This window comes from Rhodopseudomonas palustris (genome assembly GCF_034479375.1).
GTDB classification, from domain to species: Bacteria; Pseudomonadota; Alphaproteobacteria; order Rhizobiales; family Xanthobacteraceae; genus Rhodopseudomonas; species Rhodopseudomonas palustris_M.
This window is the reverse complement of sequence record NZ_CP140155.1, coordinates 1,434,574-1,461,564: the sequence shown is the minus strand read 5'-3', so window position 1 is coordinate 1,461,564 and position 26,991 is coordinate 1,434,574. Positions and strand designations below refer to the sequence as shown.

General features: G+C 65.3%; 25 protein-coding genes. 15 read left to right on the top strand and 10 right to left on the bottom strand.

From position 1 onward, the window contains the following. The first annotated feature begins 7 nt into the window (after positions 1–7). Complete coding sequence (locus SR870_RS06460) at positions 8–1,048, top strand: polysaccharide deacetylase family protein (protein ID WP_322517194.1); 1,041 nt, start codon at positions 8–10, stop codon at positions 1,046–1,048. Here the strand turns inward: SR870_RS06460 and SR870_RS06455 are convergent. Then, positions 1,042–1,251 carry a DUF2842 domain-containing protein gene (locus SR870_RS06455; RefSeq protein ID WP_322517193.1) on the bottom strand — a complete coding sequence of 70 codons (210 nt, stop codon included), beginning with the start codon at positions 1,249–1,251 and terminating at the stop codon, positions 1,042–1,044. The two genes, SR870_RS06460 and SR870_RS06455, sit on opposite strands and share 7 nt — an antisense overlap. Positions 1,252–1,347: 96 nt before the next feature. On the opposite strand from SR870_RS06455, the gene SR870_RS06450 reads away from it, so the two are divergent. Next, positions 1,348–2,451 carry a COX15/CtaA family protein gene (locus SR870_RS06450; protein WP_322517192.1) on the top strand — a complete coding sequence of 368 codons (1,104 nt, stop codon included), beginning with the start codon at positions 1,348–1,350 and terminating at the stop codon, positions 2,449–2,451. 18 nt (positions 2,452–2,469) lie between these two features. Here SR870_RS06450 and SR870_RS06445 read toward each other — a convergent pair whose 3' ends face one another. From SR870_RS06445 to SR870_RS06430, 4 genes are all read right to left on the bottom strand, one after another. After that, on the bottom strand, positions 2,470–3,072 hold the full coding sequence (locus tag SR870_RS06445) for a TMEM175 family protein (protein ID WP_322517191.1): 603 nt from the start codon (positions 3,070–3,072) through the stop codon (positions 2,470–2,472). 25 nt (positions 3,073–3,097) lie between these two features. Then, positions 3,098–4,378, bottom strand: a complete 1,281-nt coding sequence (locus SR870_RS06440) for an O-acetylhomoserine aminocarboxypropyltransferase (RefSeq protein ID WP_322517190.1) — start codon at positions 4,376–4,378, stop codon at positions 3,098–3,100. A gap of 103 nt (positions 4,379–4,481) precedes the next feature. After that, positions 4,482–5,066: a CoA-binding protein gene (locus SR870_RS06435; protein ID WP_322517189.1), complete on the bottom strand. Its 585-nt coding sequence runs from the start codon at positions 5,064–5,066 to the stop codon at positions 4,482–4,484. 140 nt (positions 5,067–5,206) lie between these two features. Beyond that, positions 5,207–6,034, bottom strand: a complete 828-nt coding sequence (locus SR870_RS06430) for an enoyl-CoA hydratase (RefSeq protein WP_322517188.1) — start codon at positions 6,032–6,034, stop codon at positions 5,207–5,209. Positions 6,035–6,123: 89 nt separating this feature from the next. Between SR870_RS06430 and SR870_RS06425 the strand changes: the two genes are divergently transcribed. From SR870_RS06425 to SR870_RS06405, 5 genes are all read left to right on the top strand, one after another. Next, positions 6,124–6,552 (top strand): PaaI family thioesterase, encoded by a 429-nt coding sequence (locus tag SR870_RS06425; protein WP_011441557.1) that lies wholly within the window; start codon positions 6,124–6,126, stop codon positions 6,550–6,552. 155 nt (positions 6,553–6,707) lie between these two features. After that, complete coding sequence (gene rplM, locus SR870_RS06420; RefSeq protein ID WP_322518210.1) at positions 6,708–7,172, top strand: 50S ribosomal protein L13; 465 nt, start codon at positions 6,708–6,710, stop codon at positions 7,170–7,172. 1 nt (position 7,173) lies between these two features. Beyond that, positions 7,174–7,650 (top strand): 30S ribosomal protein S9, encoded by a 477-nt coding sequence (gene rpsI / locus SR870_RS06415; RefSeq protein WP_322517187.1) that lies wholly within the window; start codon positions 7,174–7,176, stop codon positions 7,648–7,650. Positions 7,651–7,920: 270 nt separating this feature from the next. Then, positions 7,921–9,156, top strand: a complete 1,236-nt coding sequence (locus SR870_RS06410) for a GGDEF domain-containing protein (RefSeq protein ID WP_322517186.1) — start codon at positions 7,921–7,923, stop codon at positions 9,154–9,156. 82 nt (positions 9,157–9,238) lie between these two features. Further along, entirely contained in the window at positions 9,239–9,541 is a 303-nt protein-coding gene (locus tag SR870_RS06405; RefSeq protein WP_322517185.1) for an antibiotic biosynthesis monooxygenase family protein, read from the top strand. Here SR870_RS06405 and SR870_RS06400 read toward each other — a convergent pair. Further along, positions 9,525–10,697, bottom strand: coding sequence for an AI-2E family transporter (locus SR870_RS06400; protein WP_322517184.1), 1,173 nt, complete (start codon positions 10,695–10,697; stop codon positions 9,525–9,527). The two genes, SR870_RS06405 and SR870_RS06400, sit on opposite strands and share 17 nt — an antisense overlap. 265 nt (positions 10,698–10,962) lie before the next feature. Between SR870_RS06400 and SR870_RS06395 the strand changes: the two genes are divergently transcribed. Further along, complete coding sequence (locus SR870_RS06395; RefSeq protein ID WP_322517183.1) at positions 10,963–11,907, top strand: septal ring lytic transglycosylase RlpA family protein; 945 nt, start codon at positions 10,963–10,965, stop codon at positions 11,905–11,907. A 37-nt stretch (positions 11,908–11,944) separates the two neighbouring features. On the opposite strand, the gene SR870_RS06390 is transcribed toward SR870_RS06395, so the two are convergent. Beyond that, positions 11,945–12,892, bottom strand: coding sequence for an alpha/beta hydrolase (locus SR870_RS06390; protein WP_322517182.1), 948 nt, complete (start codon positions 12,890–12,892; stop codon positions 11,945–11,947). A 165-nt stretch (positions 12,893–13,057) separates the two neighbouring features. Between SR870_RS06390 and SR870_RS06385 the strand changes: the two genes are divergently transcribed. The 6 genes from SR870_RS06385 to SR870_RS06360 all read left to right on the top strand — a co-directional run bounded on the left by SR870_RS06385 (position 13,058) and on the right by SR870_RS06360 (position 19,340). Next, on the top strand, positions 13,058–14,317 hold the full coding sequence (locus SR870_RS06385; RefSeq protein ID WP_322517181.1) for a D-alanyl-D-alanine carboxypeptidase family protein: 1,260 nt from the start codon (positions 13,058–13,060) through the stop codon (positions 14,315–14,317). Positions 14,318–14,319: 2 nt separating this feature from the next. Then, positions 14,320–15,060, top strand: a complete 741-nt coding sequence (tmk, locus tag SR870_RS06380) for a dTMP kinase (RefSeq protein WP_322517180.1) — start codon at positions 14,320–14,322, stop codon at positions 15,058–15,060. Beyond that, positions 15,057–16,097 (top strand): DNA polymerase III subunit delta', encoded by a 1,041-nt coding sequence (locus SR870_RS06375; protein WP_322517179.1) that lies wholly within the window; start codon positions 15,057–15,059, stop codon positions 16,095–16,097. Before tmk ends, SR870_RS06375 begins: the two co-directional genes overlap by 4 nt. A gap of 79 nt (positions 16,098–16,176) precedes the next feature. Next, positions 16,177–17,724 (top strand): methionine--tRNA ligase, encoded by a 1,548-nt coding sequence (gene metG, locus SR870_RS06370; protein WP_322517178.1) that lies wholly within the window; start codon positions 16,177–16,179, stop codon positions 17,722–17,724. Positions 17,725–17,728: 4 nt separating this feature from the next. Next, positions 17,729–18,517, top strand: a complete 789-nt coding sequence (locus SR870_RS06365; RefSeq protein ID WP_322517177.1) for a TatD family hydrolase — start codon at positions 17,729–17,731, stop codon at positions 18,515–18,517. A gap of 22 nt (positions 18,518–18,539) precedes the next feature. Beyond that, positions 18,540–19,340: an MBL fold metallo-hydrolase gene (locus SR870_RS06360; protein WP_322517176.1), complete on the top strand. Its 801-nt coding sequence runs from the start codon at positions 18,540–18,542 to the stop codon at positions 19,338–19,340. A gap of 443 nt (positions 19,341–19,783) precedes the next feature. Here the strand turns inward: SR870_RS06360 and SR870_RS06355 are convergent, their stop codons facing one another. Genes SR870_RS06355 through SR870_RS06345 form a run of 3 tightly spaced genes read right to left on the bottom strand, consistent with a single transcriptional unit; the run spans position 19,784 to position 24,397 of the window. Next, positions 19,784–21,433: an acyl-CoA synthetase gene (locus SR870_RS06355; RefSeq protein WP_322517175.1), complete on the bottom strand. Its 1,650-nt coding sequence runs from the start codon at positions 21,431–21,433 to the stop codon at positions 19,784–19,786. Positions 21,434–21,487: 54 nt separating this feature from the next. Beyond that, positions 21,488–23,371: a TRAP transporter large permease subunit gene (locus SR870_RS06350; protein WP_322517174.1), complete on the bottom strand. Its 1,884-nt coding sequence runs from the start codon at positions 23,369–23,371 to the stop codon at positions 21,488–21,490. A gap of 9 nt (positions 23,372–23,380) precedes the next feature. Then, positions 23,381–24,397 carry a TRAP transporter substrate-binding protein gene (locus tag SR870_RS06345; RefSeq protein ID WP_322517173.1) on the bottom strand — a complete coding sequence of 339 codons (1,017 nt, stop codon included), beginning with the start codon at positions 24,395–24,397 and terminating at the stop codon, positions 23,381–23,383. Between the two features lie 1,130 nt (positions 24,398–25,527). Here SR870_RS06345 and SR870_RS06340 point away from each other — a divergent pair. After that, entirely contained in the window at positions 25,528–26,724 is a 1,197-nt protein-coding gene (locus SR870_RS06340; RefSeq protein WP_322517172.1) for an ATP-binding protein, read from the top strand. Positions 26,725–26,991 lie beyond the last annotated feature (267 nt).

The window sequence follows — 26,991 nt, the reverse complement described above, 5'->3', positions numbered from 1 at the left end:
GCAGACCTTGTCAGCGAGCGGTTTTTGGGCGTCGGCAGGGCTCGAGCTTGCGTATTTCAGCGGTCTGGCGCGGCTCGCCCAGTTCGGCGGGAGGGGGTGCGGCGTCATCCTGCGTTTCGACCGTGTTCGGCCGACGCGCAGGGACAGATTCCAGCCGCTGCGCAGCCGTGAGATCACGCCGCAATGGCTCGATCGCCTGCTACGCGCGCTGCGCCGCTGGAACTGTGACGTGATTTCGCCCGACGAGGTGCTCGACCGCATGTCGCGGCCCGACGCGAGGGGACGCTTCGTCTGCCTGACCTTCGACGGCGGCTCACGCGACCTCATTACTTACGGCCATCCGGTGCTGGCCCGGCACGACGCGCCGTTCGCGGTGTATCTGCCGACCGCGTTTCCCGACGGGCTCGGCGAAGCCTGGTGGCTGGCGCTTGAGCAGGTGATCGCCGGTCATGATCGCATCGCTCTGGTGATCGATCACACCGAGCGCCATTTCGACACGGCGACCACCGACGACAAGTACCAGGTCTTCCACTTTCTTGGGAGCTGGCTGCGCGCGCTGTCGCCGCCGGATCTGACGGCTGCGATCCACGATCTGTGCAAGCGCTATGGCGTCGATCTCGCAAGGCTCACCAGCAGCGCGGTGATGAATTGGGAGGAGGTGGCGAGGCTCGCCTCGGATCCCAGGGTCACGATCGGCGGCGCGACGGTGAACTATCCGCTGCTCGGCAATGTCGACGACACGGTCGCGCAACGCGAGATCGCGATGGGCCGGGCGGTTCTGCGCGCGGCGCTCGGCCGCGACGCATCGCACTTCGCGTACCCCTATGGCGAGCGCGGCAGCTTCACGCGACGCGATGTGCAGATCGTCGAGCGGGAGGGCTTTGCCAGCGCGGTCACCGCGATCCCCGGCGTGATCGATCGAACCGCGTCGCCGCAGATGCTGCCGCGGATCGCATGGGACGGACGTCGGAGTTCGCTGCGTGGATTGCGGGTGGTGCTGTCTGGGGTGATGCCGGGGGCGGCATCGCAACTCGGGCGGCGTTACTGACGGTCGGGACGCGACATCCAGGTCACGATCGGCATCGCCGGCAGCACCCAGCCGAGCCCGGCGACGACGTAATAGACGATCTGCAGCCACTTCGATTCGGCGATCACCGGCGCCTGCGCGATTGCCATCGCGACCAGCGACCATACGATCGCGAGCACCAGCAGCGCGACGGTTCCAATCAGTTTTCGGGTCCGGATGTTCATGTCGAAATCACACGCACTTGATAGGTTCTCGCGACGCCTTGCGCGTGGGAACGGCGCGACTATAAGGGTCGCGAAAATCCGTTCAAGGTATGCTTTATGACCGCTGCCGCGGAGCCAGACCGTTCCCCCGTGCGTCGATCTCGCGTCCGTGCCGTCCGGATCTGGCTGACGCTGGTCGCGGCATTGATTGCGGTGATGGTGCTGGTCGGGGGTGCGACGCGGCTGACCGAGTCCGGGCTGTCGATCGTCGAATGGAAGCCGGTCACCGGCACGCTGCCGCCGCTCACCGATGCGCAATGGCACGCCGCGTTCGACGGCTACAAGCAGATCCCGCAATATCGCGAACTCAATGCCGGGATGACGCTGCATGAGTTCAAGACCATCTTCTGGTGGGAATGGAGCCACCGCCTGCTCGGGCGGGTGATCGGTATCGCCTATCTGCTGCCGTTCCTGTGGTTTCTGTGGCGCGGCGCGATCGGCCCGGAGTGGAAGCGGGCGCTGTGGGGCATCTTCGCGCTCGGCGCGCTGCAGGGCGCGGTCGGCTGGTGGATGGTGGCGTCGGGACTATCGCAGCGCACCGAAGTGTCGCAGGTGCGGCTCGCGATCCATCTGACGCTGGCGCTGATCATCTATGCCGCGATCGTCTGGACGCTGCGACGGCTCAGCGACAAGCCGCCGCTCCCGGCTGCGGCGCGGCTGAAATTCACGGCTTTGGCGCTGCTGGCGATGACGCTGCTGCAGCTCTTCCTCGGCGCGCTGGTCGCCGGGCTGCGCGCCGGACGGGTGTTCAACACCTGGCCGCTGATCGACGGCGCGCTGATCCCGTCTGCCGAGCGGCTGTGGTTCGAGCAGCCATGGTGGAAGAACCTGTTCGACAATCACCTCACCGTGCAGTTCGATCATCGCATGATGGCCTATGCGCTATGGGCGCTGGCGGCGTGGCACGCGATCGACGCGCTGCGGGCGCGCGCGGGAGCTGCCGCCGGCGGCGCGCTGTGGCTGTTCGCGGCGCTGTCGTTGCAGGCGGTGCTCGGCATTCTCACGGTGCTGCATGCGACGCCGATCGGCCTGGCGCTGGCGCATCAGGCGATGGGCATCGTCGTACTGACCTTGGCGGTGCTGCAGGTCGAACGGCTGACCACGCCGCGGCCGAAACAGGTCCAGCCCGCGGTGGCGCTGCCGGTCGGGCAACCCGGCTGAGCCAGCGCGGGAATGCCGCTACGGCGCTTCCCCATCGAAGTTCGGCCTGTGGCGCCGTTCGACATAGGCGCTGATGAAAGGCGACAGGAACGCGATCGGCCAGATGTATTTGGGCGAATGCGGGTCGATCAGACACGCCACCAGCGCGGCACAGAACAACACCAGAGCGAAGGCCGGCGTGGCCAATGTCGCCCAATCGTTCTTCCGCGCCACCGCGATCGCCCACAGCACGGTGTTGAACAATGCGATCAGCAACAGATTGAAGCTGTACAGCGTCGTGACGTTGGGCGAGTCGTAATTGTTGCCGTACAGCCCGCAAGTCACCGGCAGCAGGATGATCGACAGCAGGAAGAACAGGTTCAGCAGAACTTCGGCGCGGCCGGCGTGGGTCGCGTAAGCGAGCCGGCGCTGATGGCTGTACCAGAACATGCCGGCGACGATGAAGCTGAGCAACAGCGTCGACAGAAAGGCGCCGTAGAGGTGCCAGATCTCCCGCCATTGCGGATCTGCGCTGGCGAATTTCTCGCGCGGCGCCTGGTAGGCGAGCAGCGTCATGGCGACGCCGAACACGGTGTTGCTCAGCGCCTCCATCCGGCGCATTTCGAGATGCCCGCCGCTCATCGCCGCCTCCGGGCGCCGCCCGGCGTCAGCCGCCGAGCGCCTCGTCGAGATCTGCGATCAGGTCTTCCTTGTCCTCGATGCCGATCGACACGCGCACCATGTCCGGCGCGGCGCCGGCCGCGGTCTTCTGCGCGTCGTCGAGCTGGCTGTGCGTGGTCGAGGCCGGATGGATAATCAGCGAGCGGGTGTCGCCGACATTGGCGAGATGCGAGAACAGCTTCACATTGGAGACCAGATCGACGCCGGCCTGATAACCGCCCTTGAGGCTGAACGTGAACACCGCGCCGGCGCCCTTCGGCGCGTATTTTCGGGCGAGGGCATTGTACTTGCTCGACGCCAGGCCGGAATAGTTCACGGCCGACACCGCCTTGTGGGTCGACAGGAATTCGGCGATCGCCTTGGCGTTCTCGCAGTGCTTCTGCATCCGCAGCGGCAGCGTCTCGATGCCGGTCATCAGCAGGAAGGCGTTGAACGGCGACAGCGCCGGGCCGAGATCGCGCAGGCCGAGCACGCGGCAGGCGATCGCGAAGGCGAAATTGCCGAAGGTCTCCTGCAGCTTCAGCCCATGATATTCGGGGCGCGGCTCGCTCAGCATCGGATATTTGCCGCCCTTCGACCAGTCGAAGGTGCCGGCGTCGACGATGATGCCGCCGAGCGAATTGCCGTGGCCGCCGAGAAACTTGGTCAGCGAATGCACGACGATGTCGGCGCCATGGTCGATCGGGCGGATCAGATACGGCGTCGCCAGCGTGTTGTCGACGATCAGCGGCACGCCGGCACTGCGCGCGACCTCGGCGATCGCCTCGATGTCGGTGATGCTGCCGGCGGGATTGGCGATCGACTCGATGAAGATCGCCTTGGTCTTCGGCGTCACCGCGCGCTGGAAGCTGTCGATGTCGTCCGGATCGGCCCACACCACGTTCCAGCCGAAGCTCTTGAAGGCGTGGGTGAACTGGTTGATGGAGCCGCCGTACAGCTTTCGCGCGGCGATGAATTCGTCGCCGGGCATCAGCAATTGCTGCATCACCACGAGCTGCGCGGCGTGGCCGGACGCGGTGGCTAGCGCGGCGGTGCCGCCTTCGAGTGCCGCGACGCGCTCTTCCAGCACGGCGGTCGTCGGATTGGTGATGCGGGTGTAGATATTGCCGAACGCCTGCAGGCCGAACAGCGAGGCGGCATGATCGGCATCGTTGAACACGAAGGAGGTGGTCTGGTAGATCGGAGTCGCTCGCGCCCCGGTGGTCGGATCGGGCTGCGCGCCGGCGTGAACGGCGAGCGTGGCAAATCCCGGGCTGCGTTCGGTCATGGTCGATCCCTCCGTCGGTCTGGCTGATGGTTTGGCGCTATCTGAGCGTAACCCCGGGTAAGGTCAAGCGAGGTCGTGCCGAGCGGCGGCAGGCCGCGCAGATTCAGTTGGTCTCGCCACGCGGGCGGGTGGCGCGGTCGGAGGCCGCGGTATCGCCGCCGGCGAGGCTGGCGCGGTCGAGCGACAGCCGCATGCCTTTGACCGGGACAGGCGCGCGCTTGGAGCTGAGTGTGCGCGAATTGACGCCCATCCAGGAAATCTCCGACGACAGCCGGCCGTATTCGATCTTCGGGCAGCGGTTCATCACCACTTGCAGCCCGGCGGCTTCGGCGCGCGCGGCGGCCTCGTCATTGCGGACTGCGATCTGCATCCAGATCACTTTGGGCGGCGGCGACAATGCGAGGGCTTCCTCGACGATCGGCATCACATGCGCCGAGGCGCGGAAGATGTCGATCATATCGACCGGCCGATCGATGTCGCGCAAGCTCGCGACGAACGGCTTGCCGAGCAGGCTGTTGCCGACCTGGCCGGGATTCACCGGGATCATGTCGTAGCCGCGCTCGGCGAGATATTTGAATACGAAGTAACTCGGCCGCACGTTCAGCGGCGACGCGCCGACGACCGCGATGGTCTTCACGCCGTTGAGGATCGCGCGGATGTAGTCGTCCGAGTAGCTATCGTGATTCATCCGCTTGTCATGTCCGAGGCCCTCATGGTGAGGAGGCGCGGCAGGCGCCGTCTCGAACCATGAATGCGTGAGGCCCCATCCTTCGAGACGCGGCCTGCGGCCGCTCCTCAGGATGAGGAAGCCGTCTGGTGGCGGCGTGTTTATCTGTCCTTCCACTCCGGCTTGCGCTTGTCGAGGAAGGCGCCGATGCCTTCTTCGGCGTCGGCCGCCATCATGTTCTCGGCCATCACTTGCGACGCGTAGTGATAGGCGTCGGCCAGATTCAGCTCGGCCTGGCGATAGAACGCTTCCTTGCCGATCTTGACGGTGTGCGACGATTTGCTGGCGATGGTCTCGGCGAGCCCGATCGCGGCGTCGCGTTCGGTGCCGTGCGGCACCACGCGATTGATCAGTCCGATCGCGCGGGCCTCGTCGGCCTTCACCGGCTCGCCGGTCAGCAGCATGTGCATGGCGTGCTTGCGCGGAACGTTGCGCGATAGCGCCACCATCGGCGTCGAGCAGAACAGGCCGATGTCGACGCCGGGCGTCGCGAAGGTCGCCTGCTCGGAGGCGACCGCGAGATCGCAGCTCGCGACCAACTGGCAGCCCGCCGCTGTGGCGACGCCTTGCACCGCGGCGATCACCGGCTTCGGCAGCAACACGATCGCCTGCATCATCGCGCTGCAGGCGGTCATGATTCGGGTGAAGCTGGCGCGACCGCGGTCGGCGTCGTTGCGATGCGCGGTCAATTCCTTCATGTCGTGGCCGGCCGAGAACGCCGGCCCGTTGGCCGCGATCACCACCGCGCGGACGCCGTCGTCGCGGCCGATCAGATCGAGCGCGGCGTGAATATCTGCAATCAGCTCGAGCGACAGGCTGTTGCGCGCAGCGGGACGGTTCAGCGTCAGCACCGCGACACCGCCGTCGATCGTCTCGCGCAGCAGGATCGGGGACGGCGAATTCGCCGTGAAGACGGGCAGGGCTGTCATGAAAATATCCGGGACGAGAATCCAGCGCTGGGAACGAGCGTCACCATACTGTAACAAACCCGGCGAAACGAGAGCAGGGCAGGAAAGACATGACGCACGCGAGGATGAGTGTAGCTGATCTCGAGAGCTTTTTGAATCGGGAGTTCCCGCAGGCGTTCGGCTACGGCGACATCTCGATCGAATCCGCCGATGGACGCTCCAGCCTGCTGCGGCAGCGCTACAGCGACCGCATGCTGCGTCCGGGCGGAACCGTGTCGGGGCCGACCCTGATGGCATTGGCGGATTTCGCGATGTACGTCGTGTTGCTGTCCGCGATCGGTCCGGTCGCGCTCGCCGTCACCACCAATCTCAACATCAATTTCCTGCGCAAGGGCCAGCCCGGGCAGGACGTGGTCGCAGTGGCGCGGCTGCTGAAACTCGGCAAGCGGCTGGCCGTCGGCGAGGTCACGTTGCTGTCGGGGACGTCGCCCGACCCGATCGCCCATGTCACATCGACCTATTCCATTCCGATCGCTTGAGCTTTTCTGAGGTATTATTACACCGTAATTGTAAGATGCTGATTCGAAAGCATAATTTTGCGCGCGTGGGGATTGACGGCGACGTGCGGCTTATCTACAAGCCAGCCCAAGTCCGGTGCATTGCGCCGAATTTCCCCCTGTCATGGATCATTCTCATGAAGACGTTTTCGGCCAAGCCCGCCGAAGTCACGAAGAAGTGGGTCATTATTGACGCCACTGGTCTCGTGGTTGGCCGGCTCGCCACGCTGGTCGCGATGCGGCTGCGCGGCAAGCACCTCCCGACCTACACCCCGCACGTCGATTGCGGTGACAACATCATCATCATCAACGCCGCCAAGGTGGTGCTGACCGGTCGCAAGCGCGACAACAAGGTCTATTACCACCACACCGGCTTCATCGGCGGCATCAAGGAACGTACTGCGAAGTCGATCCTCGAAGGTCGGTTCCCGGAGCGCGTCGTCGAGAAGGCTGTCGAGCGCATGATCCCGCGCGGTCCGCTTGGTCGCGTGCAGATGGGCAATCTGCGCGTCTATCCCGGCGCCGAGCATCCGCATGAAGCTCAGCAACCCGAAACGCTCGACGTCGGCGCGATGAATCGCAAGAACAAGAGGGCCGCATAAGATGTCCGAAACCATGCAGTCCCTCGACCAGCTCTCGGCGCTGAAGACGACCCAGCCGGATGCGCCGACCTACACCAAGAAGGTCGACAAATTCGGCCGCGCTTACGCCACCGGCAAGCGCAAGGACGCGGTCGCCCGCGTCTGGATCAAGCCGGGCGCCGGCAAGGTCACCGTCAATTCGCGTGAGGTCGAAGTGTATTTCGCCCGTCCGGTGCTGCGCATGATGATCCAGCAGCCGCTGGTCGCCGCGGCCCGTGCCGGCCAGTACGACGTGATCTGCACCGTGGCCGGCGGCGGCCTGTCCGGCCAGGCCGGCGCGGTGCGCCACGGCATCTCCAAGGCGCTCACCAATTTCGAGCCGGAGCTGCGCGGCGTCCTGAAGAAGGGCGGCTTCCTGACCCGCGACAGCCGCGTCGTCGAGCGCAAGAAGTACGGCAAGGCCAAGGCCCGTCGTTCGTTCCAGTTCTCGAAGCGCTGATCTTTCGCTTCACCGTCGATCGAAAGGGCGTCCTTCGGGGCGCCCTTTTGTTTTGAAGTCGTTGTTTGTCCGTCCTGTTCGGCGTGACCTAGCTCCCGCTGCGCGCTGTCATTTTTCATCTTATTTTCCGAAACTTCGCCGCCAAAGCGAGCTGTTGCGGACACGCGATCTCAACGCGGTGCAGCCAAATTGCGATCAGCAGGGGGCACTTCTGCCGCATCGGCAGCGTTGCAAATCCTCGTGTTCGATGAATCCTGGGTAGTTCGCATCATGTCGCTCGATTTTTCGACGTTGCTCTTGGTCGCGACGCTGATCTGCACGCTGCTCGGGGGGATGCTTCTCTACTTCGCCGGACAAGAGAAAATCCCTGCGCTCTACTGGTGGGGCGCCGCTTACCTGATCGGCGCGGCCACCGTGGCGCAATGGCAGATTCTCGGACCGTTGCTGCCGGAAGCCGTAGTGCTGTCGCTGGCGAGCGCGGGTTTCATCGCCTGCGGGATGATGTGGAACGCCGCGCGGGTGTTCCACGGCCACAAGCCGAACTGGCCGGGCCTGGTTCTCGGCGCGATCGCCTGGCTCGCCGCCGTGATCAGCCTGCCGCCGGAATTGTCGTCGCTGCGCATGACGCTCGGCGCCGGCATCGTCGCGATCTATGCCGCCCTGACCGCGAACCAACTGTTCGCCGAGCGCCGCAAGGCCGTGATGCGGCGCTGGCCCGCCATGCTGGTGCCGCTGCTGCACGGCGGCGTGCTGATGCTGCCGATCGTGCTCGCCGAACTGGTGCCGACCCATGGCAACGCATACACCAAGAACATCTGGTTGCTGATCTTCGCGATCGAACTCGTGCTGTACGCGATCGGCACGGTCTTCGTGGTGTTCATGCTGGTCTCGGAACGCACCGTGCGCGCCCACAAGACCGCGGCGGCGCTCGATCCGCTCACCGGCCTGTTCAACCGGCGCGGCTTCTCGGAAGCCACCGCGCGGATGATCGAGCGCGAAGCCGCGGCGGGGCGTCCGGTCACGGTGATGATCTTCGACCTCGATCACTTCAAGTCGATCAACGACCGGTTCGGTCATCCGGCGGGCGACGAGGTCATCAAGCTGTTCGCGGCGATCGTGTCCGGCTCGCTGCGGATGTCGGATCTGTGCGGGCGGATCGGCGGAGAAGAATTCGCGGCGCTGTTGCCGTGCTCCATCGACGAGGCGATGACCGCGGCGGAGCGGGTGCGCGAAACCTTCGAGGGCTGCGGCCTGGAAGTCGACGGCGCGCCGATCGCGACCACCGTCAGCATCGGCGTCGCCGGCGGACCGGCGAATGTCGAACTCGACGTGCTGCTCGCCGCGGCCGACACCGCGCTGTATCAGGCCAAGCGTGGCGGTCGCAATCGCGTGGTCGCCACCGTCGAACAGCCGCTGTCGCTGGAGCAGGGCCGCCGCCGCGCCGCGCAGCGTCACGAGCCGGTCCAGCAGGTGATCGTCCGCAACGCGATGAGCATCGGCGCCTGACAGAAGATCGCGCCGGTCGGCTTCAATTGCCGCCCGGAGTGCGATAAGACGCTGGCCCCAGCAAACAACACGGGCCGAGCGCATGATCACCGAAATCGCACAGATCGACATCAAGCCCGGCAGCGAAGCCGACTTCGAAGCGGCCGTCGCCAAGGCGGGCGCAGCGTTCGGCCGCTCCAGGGGCTTCCACGGTTTCGAACTGCACCGCTCGATCGAGAAGCCGCAGCGCTACCGCTTGATGGTGAAATGGGAGACGCTGGAAAACCACACCGTGGACTTCCGCGGCTCCGAGAATTTCGCCGAATGGCGCGGACTGGTCAGCGGATTCTTCGCATCGCCGCCCGAGGTCGAGCACACCGATACGGTCGTCACGATTCCGGGCTAGCGGCCAGCACGGCCGGCGGCGCAGCGGCGACCATTTCGGTGGTCGGACCTTCCGCGCGCAGATGATTGATCACGACTCGTCCGATCGCCATCAGCGGCAGCGCCATCGCCAGCCCCCACAGCCCGAACACGATGCCGAGCAGGATCTGCATCGCGAACAGCGTCGCCGGCGGAATGTCGATGGCCTGGCGCTGGATCAGCGGCGTCAGGATGTAGCTTTCCAGGGCGTGAACGCCGAGGAAGAGCAGGAATGCGCTGACCACGGCGAACCAGCCTGACGCGATCGCGGCGAGCACGATGATCAGGCCGCCGAGGATCGCGCCGACGGTCGGGATGAAGGCGAGCAGTCCGGCCTGGATGCCGAGGATGAAGGCGCCGGGAATCCCGATCAGCGACAGCCCGGTGGCGGTTACGGCGAACACCACCGTCATGGTGATGAGCTGCGCCAGCAGCCAGCGCTTCAGCATGTCGCCGGTGTCCTTGACGATGGCGCTGGCCTGGGTCCGATAACGCAGCGGCGCGACCCGCTCCAGCCCGCGCCGGTAGACGCCGGGCTGCGCCGCGAAGGCGAGGCCGAGAAACAGCACGATGAAGAAGTTGCCGACCGCGCCGATGGTGCCGAGGATCAGCTTCAGCGTCTGACTGACGATCGCGCCGCCGCCGGAGGCGAGATCTCCGGCGCTCGGCAGGTTGCGCGGCTGCGGCGGAGGCTGAAGCTCGCTGGCGGCGGGACCGCCGGGATTGGCGGCGGCGGCGACATGGCTGAGTTCCATGAAGCTGGTGTCGACGCCCTGCCGCTCCAGAAAACCCTTCACGTTGACGATCTGGGTCTTGATCGTGCCCGACAGCGCGGCGGCCTGCTGGGCGATGGTGTTGCCGCCCAGCACCGAGACGCCGACGAACATCACCGTCAGCACGCAGCAAACCAGCGCCAGCCGCAGCCCATGCGGGCCACCGACCACCTTGCCCGCCAGATCGGTCAGCGCATTGAGGAACACCCCGAACAGAATGCCGGCAAAAATCAGAAACAGCGTGCCTGCGAAATGCCAGGAGGTGTAGAGCAGGGCGCCGAATGCGACGGTGCTGATGCCGCCGACGGCGATCGCCCAGGCGAGGTCGTTGCGGGCCTGGATACGATCGAGCACTGGGATGGTCACGTGGAGTTCCTCTGATGTTCGACGGAGCATTCCGTCAAATTGCGCACGAAGCAAGCGGCCGCGTGAGATTGCGCGAGTCCATTGCGAGAGAATCGCGCGTCATGAATTCGTAGCCGGCTGTTAACCATCAGCCGGGCGTCCCCATTTTCGCCGCGATCGCTCTGCGATATGGTCGTAGTTCGGTGCCGATGTGGGCAGGCAGCGACTCGTGGCTCGTGCAGGTCCGTAATGGGCGGCTGACCACGGCAATGGTATTTGGGGATCGATGGGGATTCGCGAACGAGATTCGATCGGCCGCGCTGCGCGTGCAGTTGCCGCTGCGGGCGCATGTCTGGTTCTCGCCAACTGCGCGCAATCCGGCAAATTCGCCCGCGTCGATCCGAAATACGGCGTTTCATCCAGCCCCCGTGTGGTCGCGATGGGCGAACCGGTGCCCAAGGGCGGCGGAACCTACCGCATCGGCAAGCCCTATGTCGTCGGTGGGCGGACGTATGTCCCTGAAGAAAATACCAACTATCGCGCCGAAGGGCTGGCGTCCTGGTACGGCGACAATTTTCACGGACGTCTGACGGCCAATGGCGAGGTGTTCGACATGGCGTCGCTCTCGGCGGCGCACCCGACCTTGCCGATCCCGTCCTATGCCCGCGTCACCAATCTCAGCAACGGCCGATCGCTCGTCGTTCGCGTCAATGACCGCGGCCCGTATCACGGCAACCGCCTCATCGACGTCTCGAACCGCGCCGCAGATCTCCTTGAATTTAAACACAAAGGCACCGCGCGCGTGCGGGTCGAATATGTCGGCCGGGCGCCGCTGGAAGGCTCCGACGACCGCCAGCTCGTCGCGACCCTGCGGACCAACGAACCAGCCCCGGCGCCGGCGACCGTCCGGATTGCCTCGGCCAGACCGTTCGTGCCGGACATGCAGGGCGGCGGCCTCGCGACCCGGGCGATCCGCGGTGATGTTCCGATGCCCGAGGGCCGGCCGTATTCGCTCGGCAGTACGGCGATGGACGTCGCCTCGGTCGGCGCGACCTCGGAGATCTCCGCCTCGCGCAGTTCGCGCGCGGCTGGCCGAACACTGGCGCGCAATCAGCACGCTGTTTCCTACGACAGCAGCGGCAGCTACACCGAGACGGGCGCGCGCGCGGAGGCACCGCCGCCCGGCAGCGACGAAATCGGCAGCCTGCTGTCGGCGCGCGGGCTGTACTGAGACCGCGGACAGAGCCCCGCGGACTGAGTCTTGCGGCTCACATCACCTGTTTCAGGAAATCGATCAGCGCCGCATTCACCTCGGCGGGCTTCTCCTGCTGGATCCAGTGGCCGGCGCCGTCGATAATCAGTTTCTGCTTCAGATTCGGCAGCACCCGCTCCATTGCCGCGACATGCTTGCCGCTCATCTTGTCGGAAATCACCGGGTCTTTCGCGCCGGCGATGAACAAGGCCGGTTGGTGAATCTGCGCGCCATCCCACGGCGCGGTCAGCTCCCAATTGCGGTCGATGTTGCGGTACCAGTTCAGCCCGCCGCGAAAGCCGCTCTCCTTGTACTGCTCGATGAAGAAGGCGAGTTCGGCTTCGCTCAGCCAGTTCGGCAGCGGCAATGCCGCCGCCGACCGGCCGATGAAGCCGCGCCCTTCCGGAACGAACAGCGAGCGCGCCGGGTCGGAAAATCCGCCGCACAGCATGCCGCGGACGGTCGCCGCGACGTCGCGCTCGAACTCGGCTTCGGCGACGCCCGGCTTCTGGAAGTACTGCCAATAGAAATTGGTGACGCCGGCGGCGCTCAGAAGCTCGAGCGGCCGGCCCTTGCCGCGCCAGGGCGGCGGCACGCTCAGGCCGGCGACCGCGGTGAACAGGTCCGGGCGAAACAGCGCGGCGTGCCAGGCGACCGGCGCGCCCCAGTCGTGGCCGATGATGGCCGCGCGAGTCTCCTTCAACTCGGCGACGAGCGCGACCATATCGCCGACCATGTCGAAGATGCTGTAGGCCTCGATCGATTGCGGCGCGCTGGAGCGCCCGAAGCCGCGCATGTCGGGCGCCACGACGCGAAAGCCGGCGTCGGCGATCGCGCCGATCTGATGCCGCCACGAATACGACAGTTCCGGCCAGCCGTGGCACAGCAGCACCAGCGGGCCCTCGCCCTGTTCGCGCAAGAACAATTCGATCCCGTTGACCGCAACGGTCCTGGTCGATTCCATCGCGTTTCCGCCCTGAATTGATTGGAGTTTATGTGGCAGCCGAGCGGTCCGCACGATAGGATCGATCCGGCGTCACCACAATCGAAAACGGCCCGCGGCTACCGTCCAGTTGGACAGGCAGAGTCGGTCGGCGCCGTCGTCGACAGCGATCCCGGAACACGGTCCATGGCCCTGATCACCGCATCATTCTCCGCCGTCCTGCGCAGCCGCGCGCCGCGCTGGCGCGCGCTGCTGGCCGGGCTGCTGGCGTTGACGATCGGGGCGGGCCCGGTCGTCGCCGCGAACCAGAGCGTACAGGGCGCCAAGAAGGAAGAGGTCGCGGGCGGCTACGACACCGATGCGCCGAGCGCGATCCTGATCGACGGCGAGAGCGGCAGCGTGCTGTTCGAGAAGAACGCCGACGAATTGCGCCCGCCGTCGAGCATGCTCAAGCTGATGACCGCGGAGCTGGTGTTTCACCTGCTGGCCAAGGGCGAGATCAAGCCGACCGACGAATACAAGATCAGCGAATACGCCTGGCGGCGCGGCGGCGCGCCGGCCGGCAATTCGACGATGTTCGCCGAGATCCACAGCAAGGTCGCGGTCGAGGATCTGCTGAAGGGCGCGATCGTCCAGAGCGGCAACGATTCCTGCATCGCGCTCGCCGAAGGCATCGCCGGCAGCGAGCCGGCATTCGTCGAGCGGATGACCAAGCGCGCCCGCGAGATCGGGCTGACGCAATCGACCTTCGCCAACTCCAACGGTCTGCCCGACCCAGGCAACAAAATGACCGTGCGCGAACTCGGCCGGCTGGCGCGCCACATCATCCGGACCTATCCGGACGACTACAAACTGTTCAGCGAGAAGGAATTCACCTGGAACAAGATCCGGCAGACCAACCGCAACCCGCTGCTGAATGCGTTCAACGGCGCCGACGGGTTGAAGACCGGCTACACCAAAGAGGGCGGCTACGGCCTGGTCGGCTCCGCGGTGCAGAACGGGATGCGGCTGATCGTCGTGGTGAACGGCATCGACGACATCGACGACCGCGCCGCCGAGGTGAAGAAACTTCTGGAATGGGGTTTCCGCAATTTCGAATCGCGCCCGCTGTTCGCGGCGCAGGCGACGGTCGGCTATGCGCGGGTGTTCGGCGGCGAGAAGCGCTATGTCGGCCTGACGCCGATCGAGCCGGTGCGGGTGATGGTCCGCAAGAACGGCAGCGACAAGCTGCTGGCGCGGATCGTCTATACCGGGCCGGTGGCTGCGCCGGTCGAGGCCGGCCACCGCATCGGCGTGGTCCGGGTCTGGCGCGGCCCCAATCTCGCCGTCGAGGTGCCGCTGCAGGCGGCCGAGGCCAACCCGGTCGGCTCGACCATGCGCCGCGCCATGGACGGCGCCGGCGAGCTGGTGATCGGGGTGTTTCGCGCCGGCTTTGCAAAGCTCTGAGAATGGTTGAACAGACCACCAAATCCACCTCATCTCGCGGCCGTTTCATCACCTTCGAAGGTGGGGAAGGGGCTGGCAAATCGACTCAGATCAAGCTGCTGGCGCAGCGACTGGAGAAGGCGGGGCTGGTGTCGCTGGTGACGCGCGAGCCCGGCGGCTCGCCCGGCGCGGAGGTGATCCGGCATCTGCTGTTGTCGGGGATCGGAAATCTGATCGGCGGCGCGCAGGCCGAGGCGTTGCTGTTCGCGGCGGCGCGCGACGACCATGTCCGCACGCTGATCGAACCGGCGCTGGCGCGCGGTGTCTGGGTGCTGTGCGACCGGTTCTACGACTCCACCCGGGTCTATCAGGGCAAGCTCGGCGAGGTCAGTCCGGCGCTGCTGAATGCGTTGCAGGACGTGACCATCGGCGCGATGAAGCCGGACCTGACCGCGATCCTCGACGTCCCGGTCGAGATCGGAATGGCGCGCGCCGCTGTCCGCCGCGGCAAGGCGGCGCCCGACCGGTTCGAAGGCGAGACCATCGATTTCCATCGCAAGCTGCGCGACGCCTATCGGCAGATCGCCACCGCCGAGCCGGCGCGCTGCGTGCTGATCGACGCCGACGCCGAACCGAAGCTGGTCGCCGACCGGATCTGGCTGACGGTGCAGGACCGGCTGCTTCAGTGGCCGCAGGCCAAACCGAAGACGGCGCCAAAGGCGAAAGCCAAGCCGAAGATCAAGACCAAGGCAAAAACGGCATGAGCGCGCGCAAGGGGGCCGCCGAGATCGCCGCGAAATCGCCGCGCGAGACCACCGCGCTGTTCGGACATGCTGCCGCCGAGCAGGCGCTGCTCGACTCCTACCGCAGCGGCCGCATCGCCCATGCCTGGCTGATCGGCGGCGCGCAGGGCATCGGCAAGGCGACGCTGGCCTATCGGATGGCGCGCTTCGTGCTGGCGCATCGCGATCCGCAGGCCGACGCCGTGCAGGGCGCAGCCTCGCTCGAACTCGACCCGTCGCATCCGGTGGTCCGCCACGTCGCCGCCGAAGCGCATGGCGGGCTGCTGACGCTGGAGCGCTCGCTCAACGACAAGGGCGTGCGGCGCAACGTCATTACCGTCGACGAGTCGCGCGAGACCATCGGCTTCTTCGGCTCGACCGCCGCGGTGGAAGGCTGGAGGGTCTGCATCGTCGATACCGTCGACGACCTCAACGCGTCCTCCGCCAATGCGCTGCTCAAGGTGATCGAGGAGCCGCCGCAGCGCTCGCTGTTTCTCCTGATCAGCAATTCGCCGGCGCGGCTGCTGCCGACGATCCTGTCGCGTTGCCGCAAGCTGATGCTGCGGCCGCTGGCGACCGACGACGTCATCGCCGCGGCGCTCGCGGCCACCGATCTCGCGCCCGGCGATCCCAAGCTCGCGGAGGTCGCCGCAGCTTCGGAGGGCAGCGTGTCGCGGGCGCTGACGCTGCTCGGCGGCGACGCGCTGTCGCTGCAGCAGAAGACCACGGCGCTGCTCGACAGCCTGCCCAATGTCGATCCGCGCGCGCTGCATGCGCTGGGCGAAGCGATCGGCGGCACCGACCGCGCCACGCTCGCGGCCTTCGTCGACGGCGTCGACCGCTGGATGGCCGGACGGCTGCGCAGCGGCGACGCCAACGCGAATCTGCCGCGCCTTGCACGGCTGGCGGAGGTGTGGGAAAAGATCGGCCGCGCCGCGCGCGACACCGAAGCCTATAATCTGGAGCGCAAGCCGCTGGTTTTCTCGGTGTTCGGGCTCCTCGCGGAGGCGGTGCGCTGATGCGCCAGGGCGATCACACAGGCTGATGGTCAGCGCCGCCGCCCTCACTCGATCCTGTTGTTGAAAGGCGTCCGCGCAGATGGCGCAGCGAAATTCATTCTACATCACCACCGCGATCTCCTATCCGAACGGCGCACCGCATATCGGCCACGCCTACGAGGCGATCGCGACCGACGCGCTGGCGCGATTCCAGCGGCTCGATGGCCGTGACGTGTTCTTCCTGACCGGCACCGACGAGCACGGCCTGAAGATGATCCAGACCGCGCAGAAGGAGGGCGTCGAGACCCACGTGCTCGCCGCCCGCAATGCCGGCCGCTTCCGCGACATGGACGACCGCTTCGGCATCTCCTACGACCGCTTCATCCGCACCTCGGAAGAGCAGCATCACCGCTCCGTCCAGGAAGTCTGGAAGCGGATGCAGGCGAACGGCGACATCTATCTCGACAGCTATGCCGGCTGGTACTCGGTCCGCGACGAGGCCTATTACGCCGAGGACGAAACCGTCGTCGGCGAGGACAAGGTGCGCCGCGGCCCGCAGGGCACGCCGGTCGAATGGGTCGAGGAGCGGAGCTACTTCTTCAAGCTGTCGGCCTATCAGGACAAGCTCCTGAAGCTGTACGAGGACCAGCCCGATTTCATCGGCCCGGACTCGCGCCGCAACGAGGTGATCAGCTTCGTCAAGGGCGGGCTGAAGGACCTGTCGGTGTCGCGCACCACCTTCGACTGGGGCGTCAAGGTGCCGGGCGATCCGGAGCACGTGATGTATGTCTGGGTCGACGCGCTGACCAACTACATCACCGGCGTCGGCTTCCCCGACGAAAGCGACGCCAACTGGCACTACTGGCCGGCCGACGTGCATGTCATCGGCAAGGACATCATCCGCTTCCACGCGGTGTACTGGCCGGCGTTCCTGATGTCGGCGGGGATCCCGATCCAGAAGCGCGTCTACGCCCACGGCTTCCTGTTCAACAAGGGCGAGAAGATGTCGAAATCGGTCGGCAATATCGTCGACCCGTTCAATCTCGCCGATCAATACGGCGTCGATCAGGTGCGCTACTTCTTCCTGCGCGAGGTGCCGTTCGGTTCCGACGGCAGCTATAATCACGAGGCGATCGTCAACCGCATCAATGCCGACCTCGCCAACGACCTCGGCAATCTGGCGCAGCGCTCGCTGACCATGGTCGCCAAGCAGTGCGACGCTCAGGTGCCGGAGCACGGCGAGTTCAGCGAGGCCGACAAGGCGATGCTGGCGATGGCCGACGGCATGATCGCGATCGCCCGCCCGGCGATGGCGACGCAACAGATCCATCAGGCGCTCAACGCGGTGTGGGCTGTGGTGGCGGAAGCCAACCGTTACTTCGCCGGCGAAGCCCCATGGGCGCTGGCCAAGACCGATCCGCCGCGGCAGAAGACCGTGCTCTACGTCACCGCCGAAGTGCTGCGGCAGGTCGGCATTCTGGCGCAGCCGGTGATGCCCGGCTCGGCGACGAAGCTGCTCGACATCCTCGGCGTCGCAGCGGACGCGCGCGACTTCGCGGCGCTGCCGACGCGGATCGTGCCGGGCACGCCACTGCCGGCGCCGGCGCCGATCTTCCCGCGCTATGTCGAGCCAACGGCGGCTGCGTGAAGCCATGCTGATCGACAGCCACTGCCATCTCGACTTCCCCGACTTTACCGACGATCTCGCCGGCATCGTCGCCCGCGCCGAGGCGAGCGGGGTGGGGCGGATGGTGACGATCTCGACACGCGTCAAGCGGCTCCCGGAGCTGCTGGCGATCGCCGAGCGGTTTCCGAACGTGTATTGCTCGGTCGGCACTCATCCGCATCACGTCGACGAGGAAGACGGGATTTCGGCCGAAGAACTGATCGCGCTGGCGCAGCATCCCAAGGTGGTGGCGTTCGGCGAGGCCGGGCTCGATTACTTCTACGAGCACGGCTCGCGCGACGCGCAGGAGCGCGGCTTCCGCACCCATATCGCCGCGGCGCGCGAAACCGGGCTGCCGCTGGTCATCCACACCCGCGAGGCGGACGAAAATTGCGGCCGCATCCTCGAAGACGAGATGGCCAAGGGCGCGTTTCGCGCGGTGCTGCATTGCTACACCGGCGGCCGCGACCTAGCGCTGCAGGCGATCGATCTCGGGCTGCTGATCGGCTTCACCGGCATCGTGACGTTCAAGAAATCCCAGGCGCTGCGCGACCTCGCCGCCGAATTGCCGGCCGACCGCGTGCTGGTCGAGACCGACGCGCCGTATCTGGCGCCCGGCAAATATCGCGGCAAGCGCAACGAGCCGGCTTACGTGGTGGAGACCGCCAAGGTGCTGGCCGAGGTGAGGGGCGTGACGCCGGACGAGATCGCGCGCCAGACCACGGCGAATTTCTTCAACCTGTTCGGCAAGGTGCCGCCGCCGGCCGCCGCCTGATCCATTCCGCGACGGAGTCCGCATGACGCTGATCCTCACCATCCTCGGCTCGGGCTCCTCTGCCGGCGTGCCGCGCCCGGCGCTGGGCTGGGGCGCCGCCGATCCCAGCAATCCGAAGAACCGCCGCCGCCGCTGCTCGCTGCTGGCGGAGCGGGTGACTCCTGACGGCATCACAAGGGTGCTGATCGACACCTCGCCGGACCTGCGTGAGCAACTGATCGACGCCGACGTCGATCATCTCGACGCCGTGTTCCTGACCCACGAGCACGCCGACCAGACCCATGGCATCGACGATCTGCGCTCGGTCGCAATGGCCATGCGGCGACGGATTCCGGTCTATCTCAATCAGTCGACCGCCGAGCACGTCGTGTTCCGCTTCCACTATTGCTTCGCGACTCCGCCGGGCAGCTCCTATCCGCCGATCCTGGACGAGCATCGCGTCGAGGCCGGCGAGAGCCGCAGCATCGCGGGCGCTGGCGGCGAGCTGACGCTGACGCCGTTCCTCGTCCAGCACGGCGACATCCCGGCGCTCGGCTACCGCATCGGCGCCGCCGCCTACACGCCCGACGTCCACGACATTCCCGAACAGAGCTTCGCCGCGCTCGAAGGCCTCGACCTGTGGATCATCGACGGCCTGCGCTACAAGCACCACGCCAGCCACTTCAACGTCGAAGCCGCGCTGAAATGGATCGCCCGCTTCAAGCCGAAGCGCGCGGTGATCACCAACATGCACGCCGACATCGATTACGAAACGCTGCGCGGCGAACTACCCGACGGCGTGGTGCCGGGGTTCGACGGGATGCGGCTCGAGGTCGCGGGCTGACGGCCGCGAACAGCCGACAACCTCTCGGTCCGTCATTCCGGGGCGCTCACGAAGTGAGCGAACCCGGAATCTGAAACGGGCAGGGCGTAACGGCGACCTCGCACAACAACCTCGAGATTCCGGGTTCGCGCTACGCGCGCCCCGGAATGACTGGCTTGGGATGCGAGTGCTGCAAAGATTGACGAGCCTTGCGACTGCTCGCCATGGCCAGCAATGACGTGAACGAGCCTCTCATCTGTCATTCCGGGGCGCGCGAAGCGCGAGCCCGGAATCCATAGCCCCAGAAGCCAGCGACTTGATGGAGGCGGTTGGACGAGCGCCCGGCGTCGCCGCGCCGCTGCGGCGTATGGATTCCGGGCTCGTGAGCTTCGCTCACGCCCCGGAATGACGAACGTGAAGCTGTCCCGCCGCGGCGCTTGTCTGCCCGGAATGACGTGAAGTAACTACTCCGAAATCGCCTTCGCCGATTTGACCTGATCGCGCAGCATGAATTTCTGGATCTTGCCGGTCGAGGTCTTGGGGATCGCCGAGAACACGATGGTCTTCGGCGTCTTGAAGCCGGGCAGATGCTCGCGGCAATAGGCGATGATTTCGGCCTCCGAGGCGCTGGCGCCGTCCTTCAGTTCGACGAAGGCGCAGGGGACTTCGCCCCATTTCGGATCGGGCTTGGCGACCACGGCGGCAAACAGGATCGCCGGGTGCTTGTACAGCACGTCCTCGACCTCGACCGAGGAGACGTTCTCGCCGCCGGAGATGATGATGTCCTTGGAGCGGTCCTTGATGATGACGTAGCCGTGAGCGTCGAGCACGCCGAGATCGCCGGTGTGGAACCAGCCGCCGGCCAGCGCTTCCCGGGTCGCCTTCTCGTTCTTGAGATAGCCCTTCATCACGATGTTGCCGCGGAACATCACCTCGCCGATGGTCTCGCCGTCGCGCGGCACTTCCTGCATCGTCTCCGGATCGAGCACGGTGACGGCTTCCTGCAGCGGGTAGGGCACGCCCTGCCGGCGCTTGAGCTGGGCGCGCTCGGCGACGCTGAGATCGTCCCAGCCGGGCTGCTCGGCGCAGACCGAGGCGGGGCCGTAGACTTCGGTCAGGCCGTAGACATGGGTCAGCTTGATGCCGACCTGCTCGGCGCCGGCCAGCACCGCGACCGGCGGCGCGGCACCGGCGATCAGGCCGACCACGGGCTTAGCGGCCGCGCCCTTCGGCGCCTCCGGCGCGTTGATCAGCGCATTGTAGACGATCGGCGCGCCCGACATGTGGGTGACGCCGTGGCGCGGGATCAGATCGAAGATCTTGGCGGGATCGACCTTGCGCAGGCAGACATTGACGCCGGCCGCGGCGGCCAGCGTCCACGGGAAGCACCAGCCGTTGCAGTGGAACATCGGCAGCGTCCACAGATACACCGGATGCGCGCCGAGATTGGCGGCGAGAATATTGCTGACGGCGTTGAGATAGGCGCCGCGATGATGCGTCACCACGCCCTTGGGATTGCCCGTCGTGCCGGAGGTGTAGCCGAGCGCGATCGCATCCCATTCGTCCTGCGGCCGCTGGCCGACGAAGCCGGGATCGCCGGAGGCGACGGCGTATTCGTATTCGAGTTCGCCGATGCGGTGGTGGCCGGGAAACATCTTGTCGTCGACGTCGATCACCAGCGGCTTCGGGCCCTTCATCAGCTTCAGCGCATCGGCGATCACCGCGGCGAATTCCGGATCGACCAGGATGAGCTTGGCGCCGCCATGCTCGAGCTGGAACGCGATCGCCGGGGCGTCGAGCCGGATGTTGAGCGCGTTCAGCACCGCGCCGGCCATCGGCACCGCAAAATGCGCCTCGACCATCGCCGGCACGTTGGGCAGCATCAACGCCACCGTGTCGCCGCGGCCGATGCCGCTGCGCGACAGCCAGGAGGCGAAGCGGCGGCAGCGCGCGCGGGTCTCCTTCCAGGTGTAGTGACGGCCCTCATAGACCACGCTGGTGTGGTCCGGATAGACGTTGGCGGTGCGTTCGAGGAAGCTCAGCGGCGACAGCGGCACGTAATTCGCCGGCGTCTTGTCCAGCCCGATGCTGTAGTGACCTTGCGGAGCGCTCATGACGAACCTGCCTCTCACTTCACAATGGCGGCGCGTCTGATGACCCGCAACGCCTCACAGAAACCCGATCGAAATCCACGGCACCGCGGCGACGATGATCAGGCCGACCATCAGCGCCAGCAGATAACCCAGGATCGGGCGCACGCCCTCGGCCGGATCGACCCGGCCGATCGCGCACGCCGCATAATAGCCGACCCCGAACGGCGGTGCGAACAATCCGATGCCCATCGCCAAAATGACCACCATGGCGTAGTGCACTTCGTGGATGCCGACTGCGCGGGCGATCGGAAACAGCAGCGGCCCGAACAGCACGATCGCCGGAATACCTTCGAGCACGCTGCCGAGGATGACGAAGGCGACGATCGACACCGCCAGAAAGGTCGCCGGGCCGCCGGGCAGGCCGGTCATCGCGGTGGCCAGCGCCCGCGAGAACCCGGACTGCGTCAGGCCCCAGGCCATGCCGGTGGCGGTACCGATGATCAGCAGGATCGCGCCGGACAGCGCCGCCGTCTCGATCAGCATCGGCATCACCCGCTTCAGGTCGAACTTCCGGTAGATCAGAATCCCCGCAAACACCGCATAGACGATGCCGATGGTCGAGACTTCGGTGGCGGTGGCGACGCCTTCGACCACGGCGGCGCGGATCACGAAGGGCAGCGCCAGCGCGGGCAGGGCGATGATCAGGGTCTTGCCGATCTGGGCGCCGCTGGCGCGCTTGATATGGCTGAGGTCCTCGCCGCGATAGCGCCACCACACCAGCATCGACAGCGTGATCGCCAGCACCACGCCCGGCAGCAGCCCGCCGGTAAACAGCGCCGCGATCGACACGCCGGTGACCGAGCCGATGGTGATCAGCACCAGGCTCGGCGGAATGGTCTCGGTCTGGGCGCCGGTGGCAGCGAGCAGGGCGACCAGATCGCCCGGCTTGGCGCCGCGCTCCTTCATTTCCGGAAACAGCACCGGCGCCACCGCGGCCATGTCGGCGGCCTTGGAGCCCGAGATGCCGGAGACCAGATACATCGCGCCGACCAGCACGTAATGCAGGCCGCCGCGGACATGGCCGAGCAGGCTGGCGAGAAACGCCACCATGGCGCGCGCCATCCCGGTCATCTCGATCAACAGCCCTAGGAAGACGAACAGCGGCACCGACAGCAGGATCAGATGGCTCATGCCCTCGTCCATCCGGCCGACCAGCACCATCAACGGCGTCGAAGTGGTCAGCGCCAGATAGCCGTAGATCGCGAGGCCAAATCCGAATGCGATCGGCACGCCGGCGAACACGCAACAAGCGACCACGCCGACAAAGAAAATCACCAGATTGAGATTGCCGAGCGGCTTGAACAGCGGCTGCGCCAGCCAGAACGCGCCGATCAGTACGGCGACGGTGAGGGCGGCAGCGGCCACCAGCCGCCAGTCGCCGAACCGGATCAACCGCAGCGCCGCGAACAGCGTCATCAACGCCGTGCCGACCGGCAGCGCGGCGGCGCGCCAGGCATTCGACAGCGACAGCGCCGGCGTGGTGATGTAGCTTTCCTCATAGGCGTATTCGAAGGCCGGCGCCGCAATCAGCAGCAGGAACGCCAGCGCCGCGCAGATCGCGACGAGGTCGAGAAATGCCCGCAGGCGCGGTGAGGCGGCTGCCACCAGCGCGGTCATCCGCATGTGTTCGCCACGGCGGAACGCCACCGCCGCCCCGAACATCGCCAGCCACAGGAACAGGATCGAGGCGAGTTCGTCCGACCAGATCAGCGGGCTGTGAAACACGTAGCGTGACACCACGCCGGCAAACAGCACGACGATTTCCGCGACCACCAACAGGGCCGCGGGAATCTCGACCAGCAGCCCCAGCCCGGACTCCAGCGCGCTGATCAGCGACTTGCGCGTTGCAGTCCCGAGCGGCTGGCCAGCCGCCATTTGCGGAATCTCGGCGTGGGTCATCGCGACGGATCAGGCTAGCTTGCCGACGGATTTCTCCAGCAGCGACCAGGCCTGCTCGCCATATTTGCCTTTCCACTCGGCGTAGAAGCCGGCGGCGCGCAGCTTGTCGCGGAACGGCCCGATGGTCGGCTGGTTGAACGTCAGGCCCTTGCCGGCGAGTTCGTCCTTCAGCCCGGCGTTGAGCTTGGCGACGTCGCCGCGCTGATTGACGCCGGCGGCATTGATGTTCTTGGCAACGATTTCGCGCAGATCGGCCGGCAGCCGTTCCCAGGCCCGGCGGTTGGCGAGAAACCAGAAGCCGTCCCACATGTGGTTGGTCAGCGAGCAGTATTTCTGCACTTCATAGAGCTTCGCGGTGGAGATGATCGCGAGCGGATTCTCCTGGCCTTCGACCACCTTGGTCTGCAGCGCCGAATAGACCTCGCTGAAATTGATCGAGGCGGGCGAGGCGTCGAACGCCTTGAACATCGAGGTCCACAGCGGCGACACCGGCACGCGGATCTTGAGGCCCTTGAAGTCGTCCGGGCCGGTGATCGGCCGCGTCGAGGTGGTGGTCTGGCGGAAGCCGTTGTCCCAGATCTTGTCCATCACCACCAGGCCGGCCTTGTTGATCTCGCCGCGGACATAGGCGCCCAGCTCGCCATCCATGGCCTTCCAGACCGTGTCGTAATCCGGGAACGCGAAGCCGATGCCGTTGATCGAGGCCGCCGGCACCAGCGTCGACAGGATCAGGCCGGACAGCGTGAAGAACTCGACGCCGCCGGAGCGAATCTGGCTCAGCATGTCGGTGTCGGAGCCGAGCTGGTTGCTCGGGAAAATGTCGATCTGGACCCGGCCATTGGTCTCGGCCTTGATCGCCGCCGCCATCTCGCGGGCACGGACGTTCATCGGATGGGTGTCGGGCAGGTTGTTGGCGTATTTGTAGACGAACTCGGCCTCCGCCGCGCGCGCCACCCATGGCGCGCCGATGCCGCCGAGCGCTGCCGCCGCCGATGCCTGCAACAATGTCCTGCGCGAAACGCTCATCCTGAATCCTCCTGCCAAGCCGTCTTCTTGTGCGAACCGACCCGTCGAGTCGACGGGTCTCTGGTCAACATTTCGGCCCAACGCGGTCAAGCGATTTCCGGCGACGCGACGGCGCTGGAATGGACGAACCGGTCCGGCGGCCGGATGGACGGACGCAGTCCGACGGCGCGCTTCGGCCGACGGTCAGGGTTGGGCCGGACGGAGCGCGGCCCACGGCGCGCTTGCAGCCGCCGAGGACGAGCGATGCGCAGCAATGGCATGCCGGCCGGCGGCAGACCGCGTCAGCACTTCTGGAATTCCAGCCAAGTCTCTGGCTCAATTGGTTCATTTATATATTCCATAATATACCTTATGCGAATTACGGATTGTTGTCGGCGCTCCGGGACCATCGATGTTGTTGCGCACCCCATAAGACTGCACTTCATCCCAAATGAACGTCGCGGCACATCCCATAAGACCGTCGCGCTTCAGAGAATCGGAATTCTCGTCCGCGTCTGCTGGCGGGCCGCTGGCAGCCTTTGATCCAAGTTCAGCCCGAAGCCTGGTTTGCCCGAGAAGCGCTTGAGAAACGTTCGGACCGCTGATGGGTGCCTAAAGCGCGTCTAGGGCAACTTAAGGTGGCTGGCCACAGTCCCCCCGGACACACACCCCCCTTTCCCTTGACCACCTCGATCCAGCACCGGTCGGCCGCACCAAGTCCTCGAGGCTCGCCTAACATGTCGGTTGTCGTTTGTGGCCATGCGAACGAACCCAACCGCGTCGGCCTTAGCGGCCGATGGCTGGTTTCGCGGCAAGAGTTCTTTGCAGCACGGGTCATTGCGACGGCAAACGGCATCGAGATCGAGACTTCCTTTCCGGCAGGAGTACAAGGTCTTCATCCCGGCTAGGTCTTCGCCCGGCTCAGCGGTGCTCGGGTCGGGCTGCGCTAGCCAGCTTCCTCTTAGAAGAGCTTGGCTTCGATTTTGTTGCTTTGCACAGCGTGGAGTTGCCATCTAGACGGCTTCTTGTGATCTTGTTGGGTGAACAACTGGCTGAGATCACCCTATCCTTCAGAATCCCCTGGGGTTCCGAGGAAGCCCTCTTGGGCCTCCTGTGGCGATATTGATGAGCATCATTAGGAGAGCGAGGCGATGGCGTTGCTCCATATCCCCCTCAATCAAGTTGAGGAACGACATATCCTTGAGCTGATATCGGCTAGAGCACCGGAAACGAACGTCGTTGAGTACAAGCGCGAGACTTACGGCAACGCCCTGCGTGACGACCTTGAATTCTTGGCGGATGTATCTTCACTGGCGAACACTTCGGGCGGCGACCTCATTATTGGCATCGCCGCCACGCAAGGAATTCCCGACCAACCTGTACCGTTCGTTGGTGATTCCGATGCCGAAATAAATCGCCTCGAAAGTAGAGCTCGCGCCGGGCTTCAACCGCGCATCTCTTTCGAATCCAAGGCGGTCCCGGTTCAGGGTGGTCACATCCTTATTCTCCGCGTTGCCCGGAGCTACAACCCGCCTCATCGTGTCGTTCGCGAAAATAGCAACAGATTTTGGTCTAGATCGACAGCAGGAAAGTATGAGCCGAACGTAGACCAACTGCGCGAATTGTTTACGCTTGCGCCTCGAATTGAGGATCGGACTAGAGAGTTCAGGGCAATCCGTCTTGCCCGACTGGCGTCGGCAGACGCTCCGGTCACGCTCATGCACAAGGACATTCTTGTTTTGCATATCGTGCCCTTCTCCGCATTTGATCGTGACGCCCCACTTCCGATTGCAAAACTTGAACAGGATTACACCTCCTTCCATCCAATTGGATCAAGGCAGTCACAGGCACTCAAGATCAACTTCGACGGCCTTCTTACGATGTCGAACGGAAACCGCAGCGCGAATGTTGAGCGTGCGTATGTTCAACTGTTCCGAGGCGGAATTGTTGAAGCTGTCGACGGGCTATGTGTTCGGGCCAGCGGCGAGCCGCTGATATCAGTTGTTTCTGTGGAGCGAAGCATAGTCAAAGATGCCATGCGATTTATGCAGGATCTAAATGCTATCGGCATCGAAGCACCTTACGCTGTCCTTGCGAGTTTACAGACAGCAGACCGAGCCCGTTTCAACTATGCTCAGCCGAACGATGGTGCATGGTATGACCGGATGGGCTCGTACACCGATCGATCTCAGTACGCCTTCAACGAAGTGATCTTCGATTCATGCCCCAGGGATATTCAAGCCTGCGCACAAAGGATGCGGCCGTTATTGAACCAACTTGCTCAATCTGGTGGTATGGCCGAGTCAACGAGCTTCCAAAAAGACGGGTCATTTGTTTTCGGACAGTGAAATTGTGCGAATGCACGGTTTAGAGACTCCGTTGACAGCCAGGCGACGCCAGCCCCGCTTCCAACGCCGACTAGAGAATCGCAAAGTCGAGACCTCCGATTGAGAAGGTCGCGCGCAAAACCGCCCTCCTCGACTTATGCGCGAATCGTCTATTGGTGGCGCACGACATCGACGAAATGTCAATATGTTGTGCCAAAAAGAAATCATCTCGAACAAATCTTGCTGGAACTCCGGCCGATACCTAGGTGGCAGAACAAAGCCCGAACG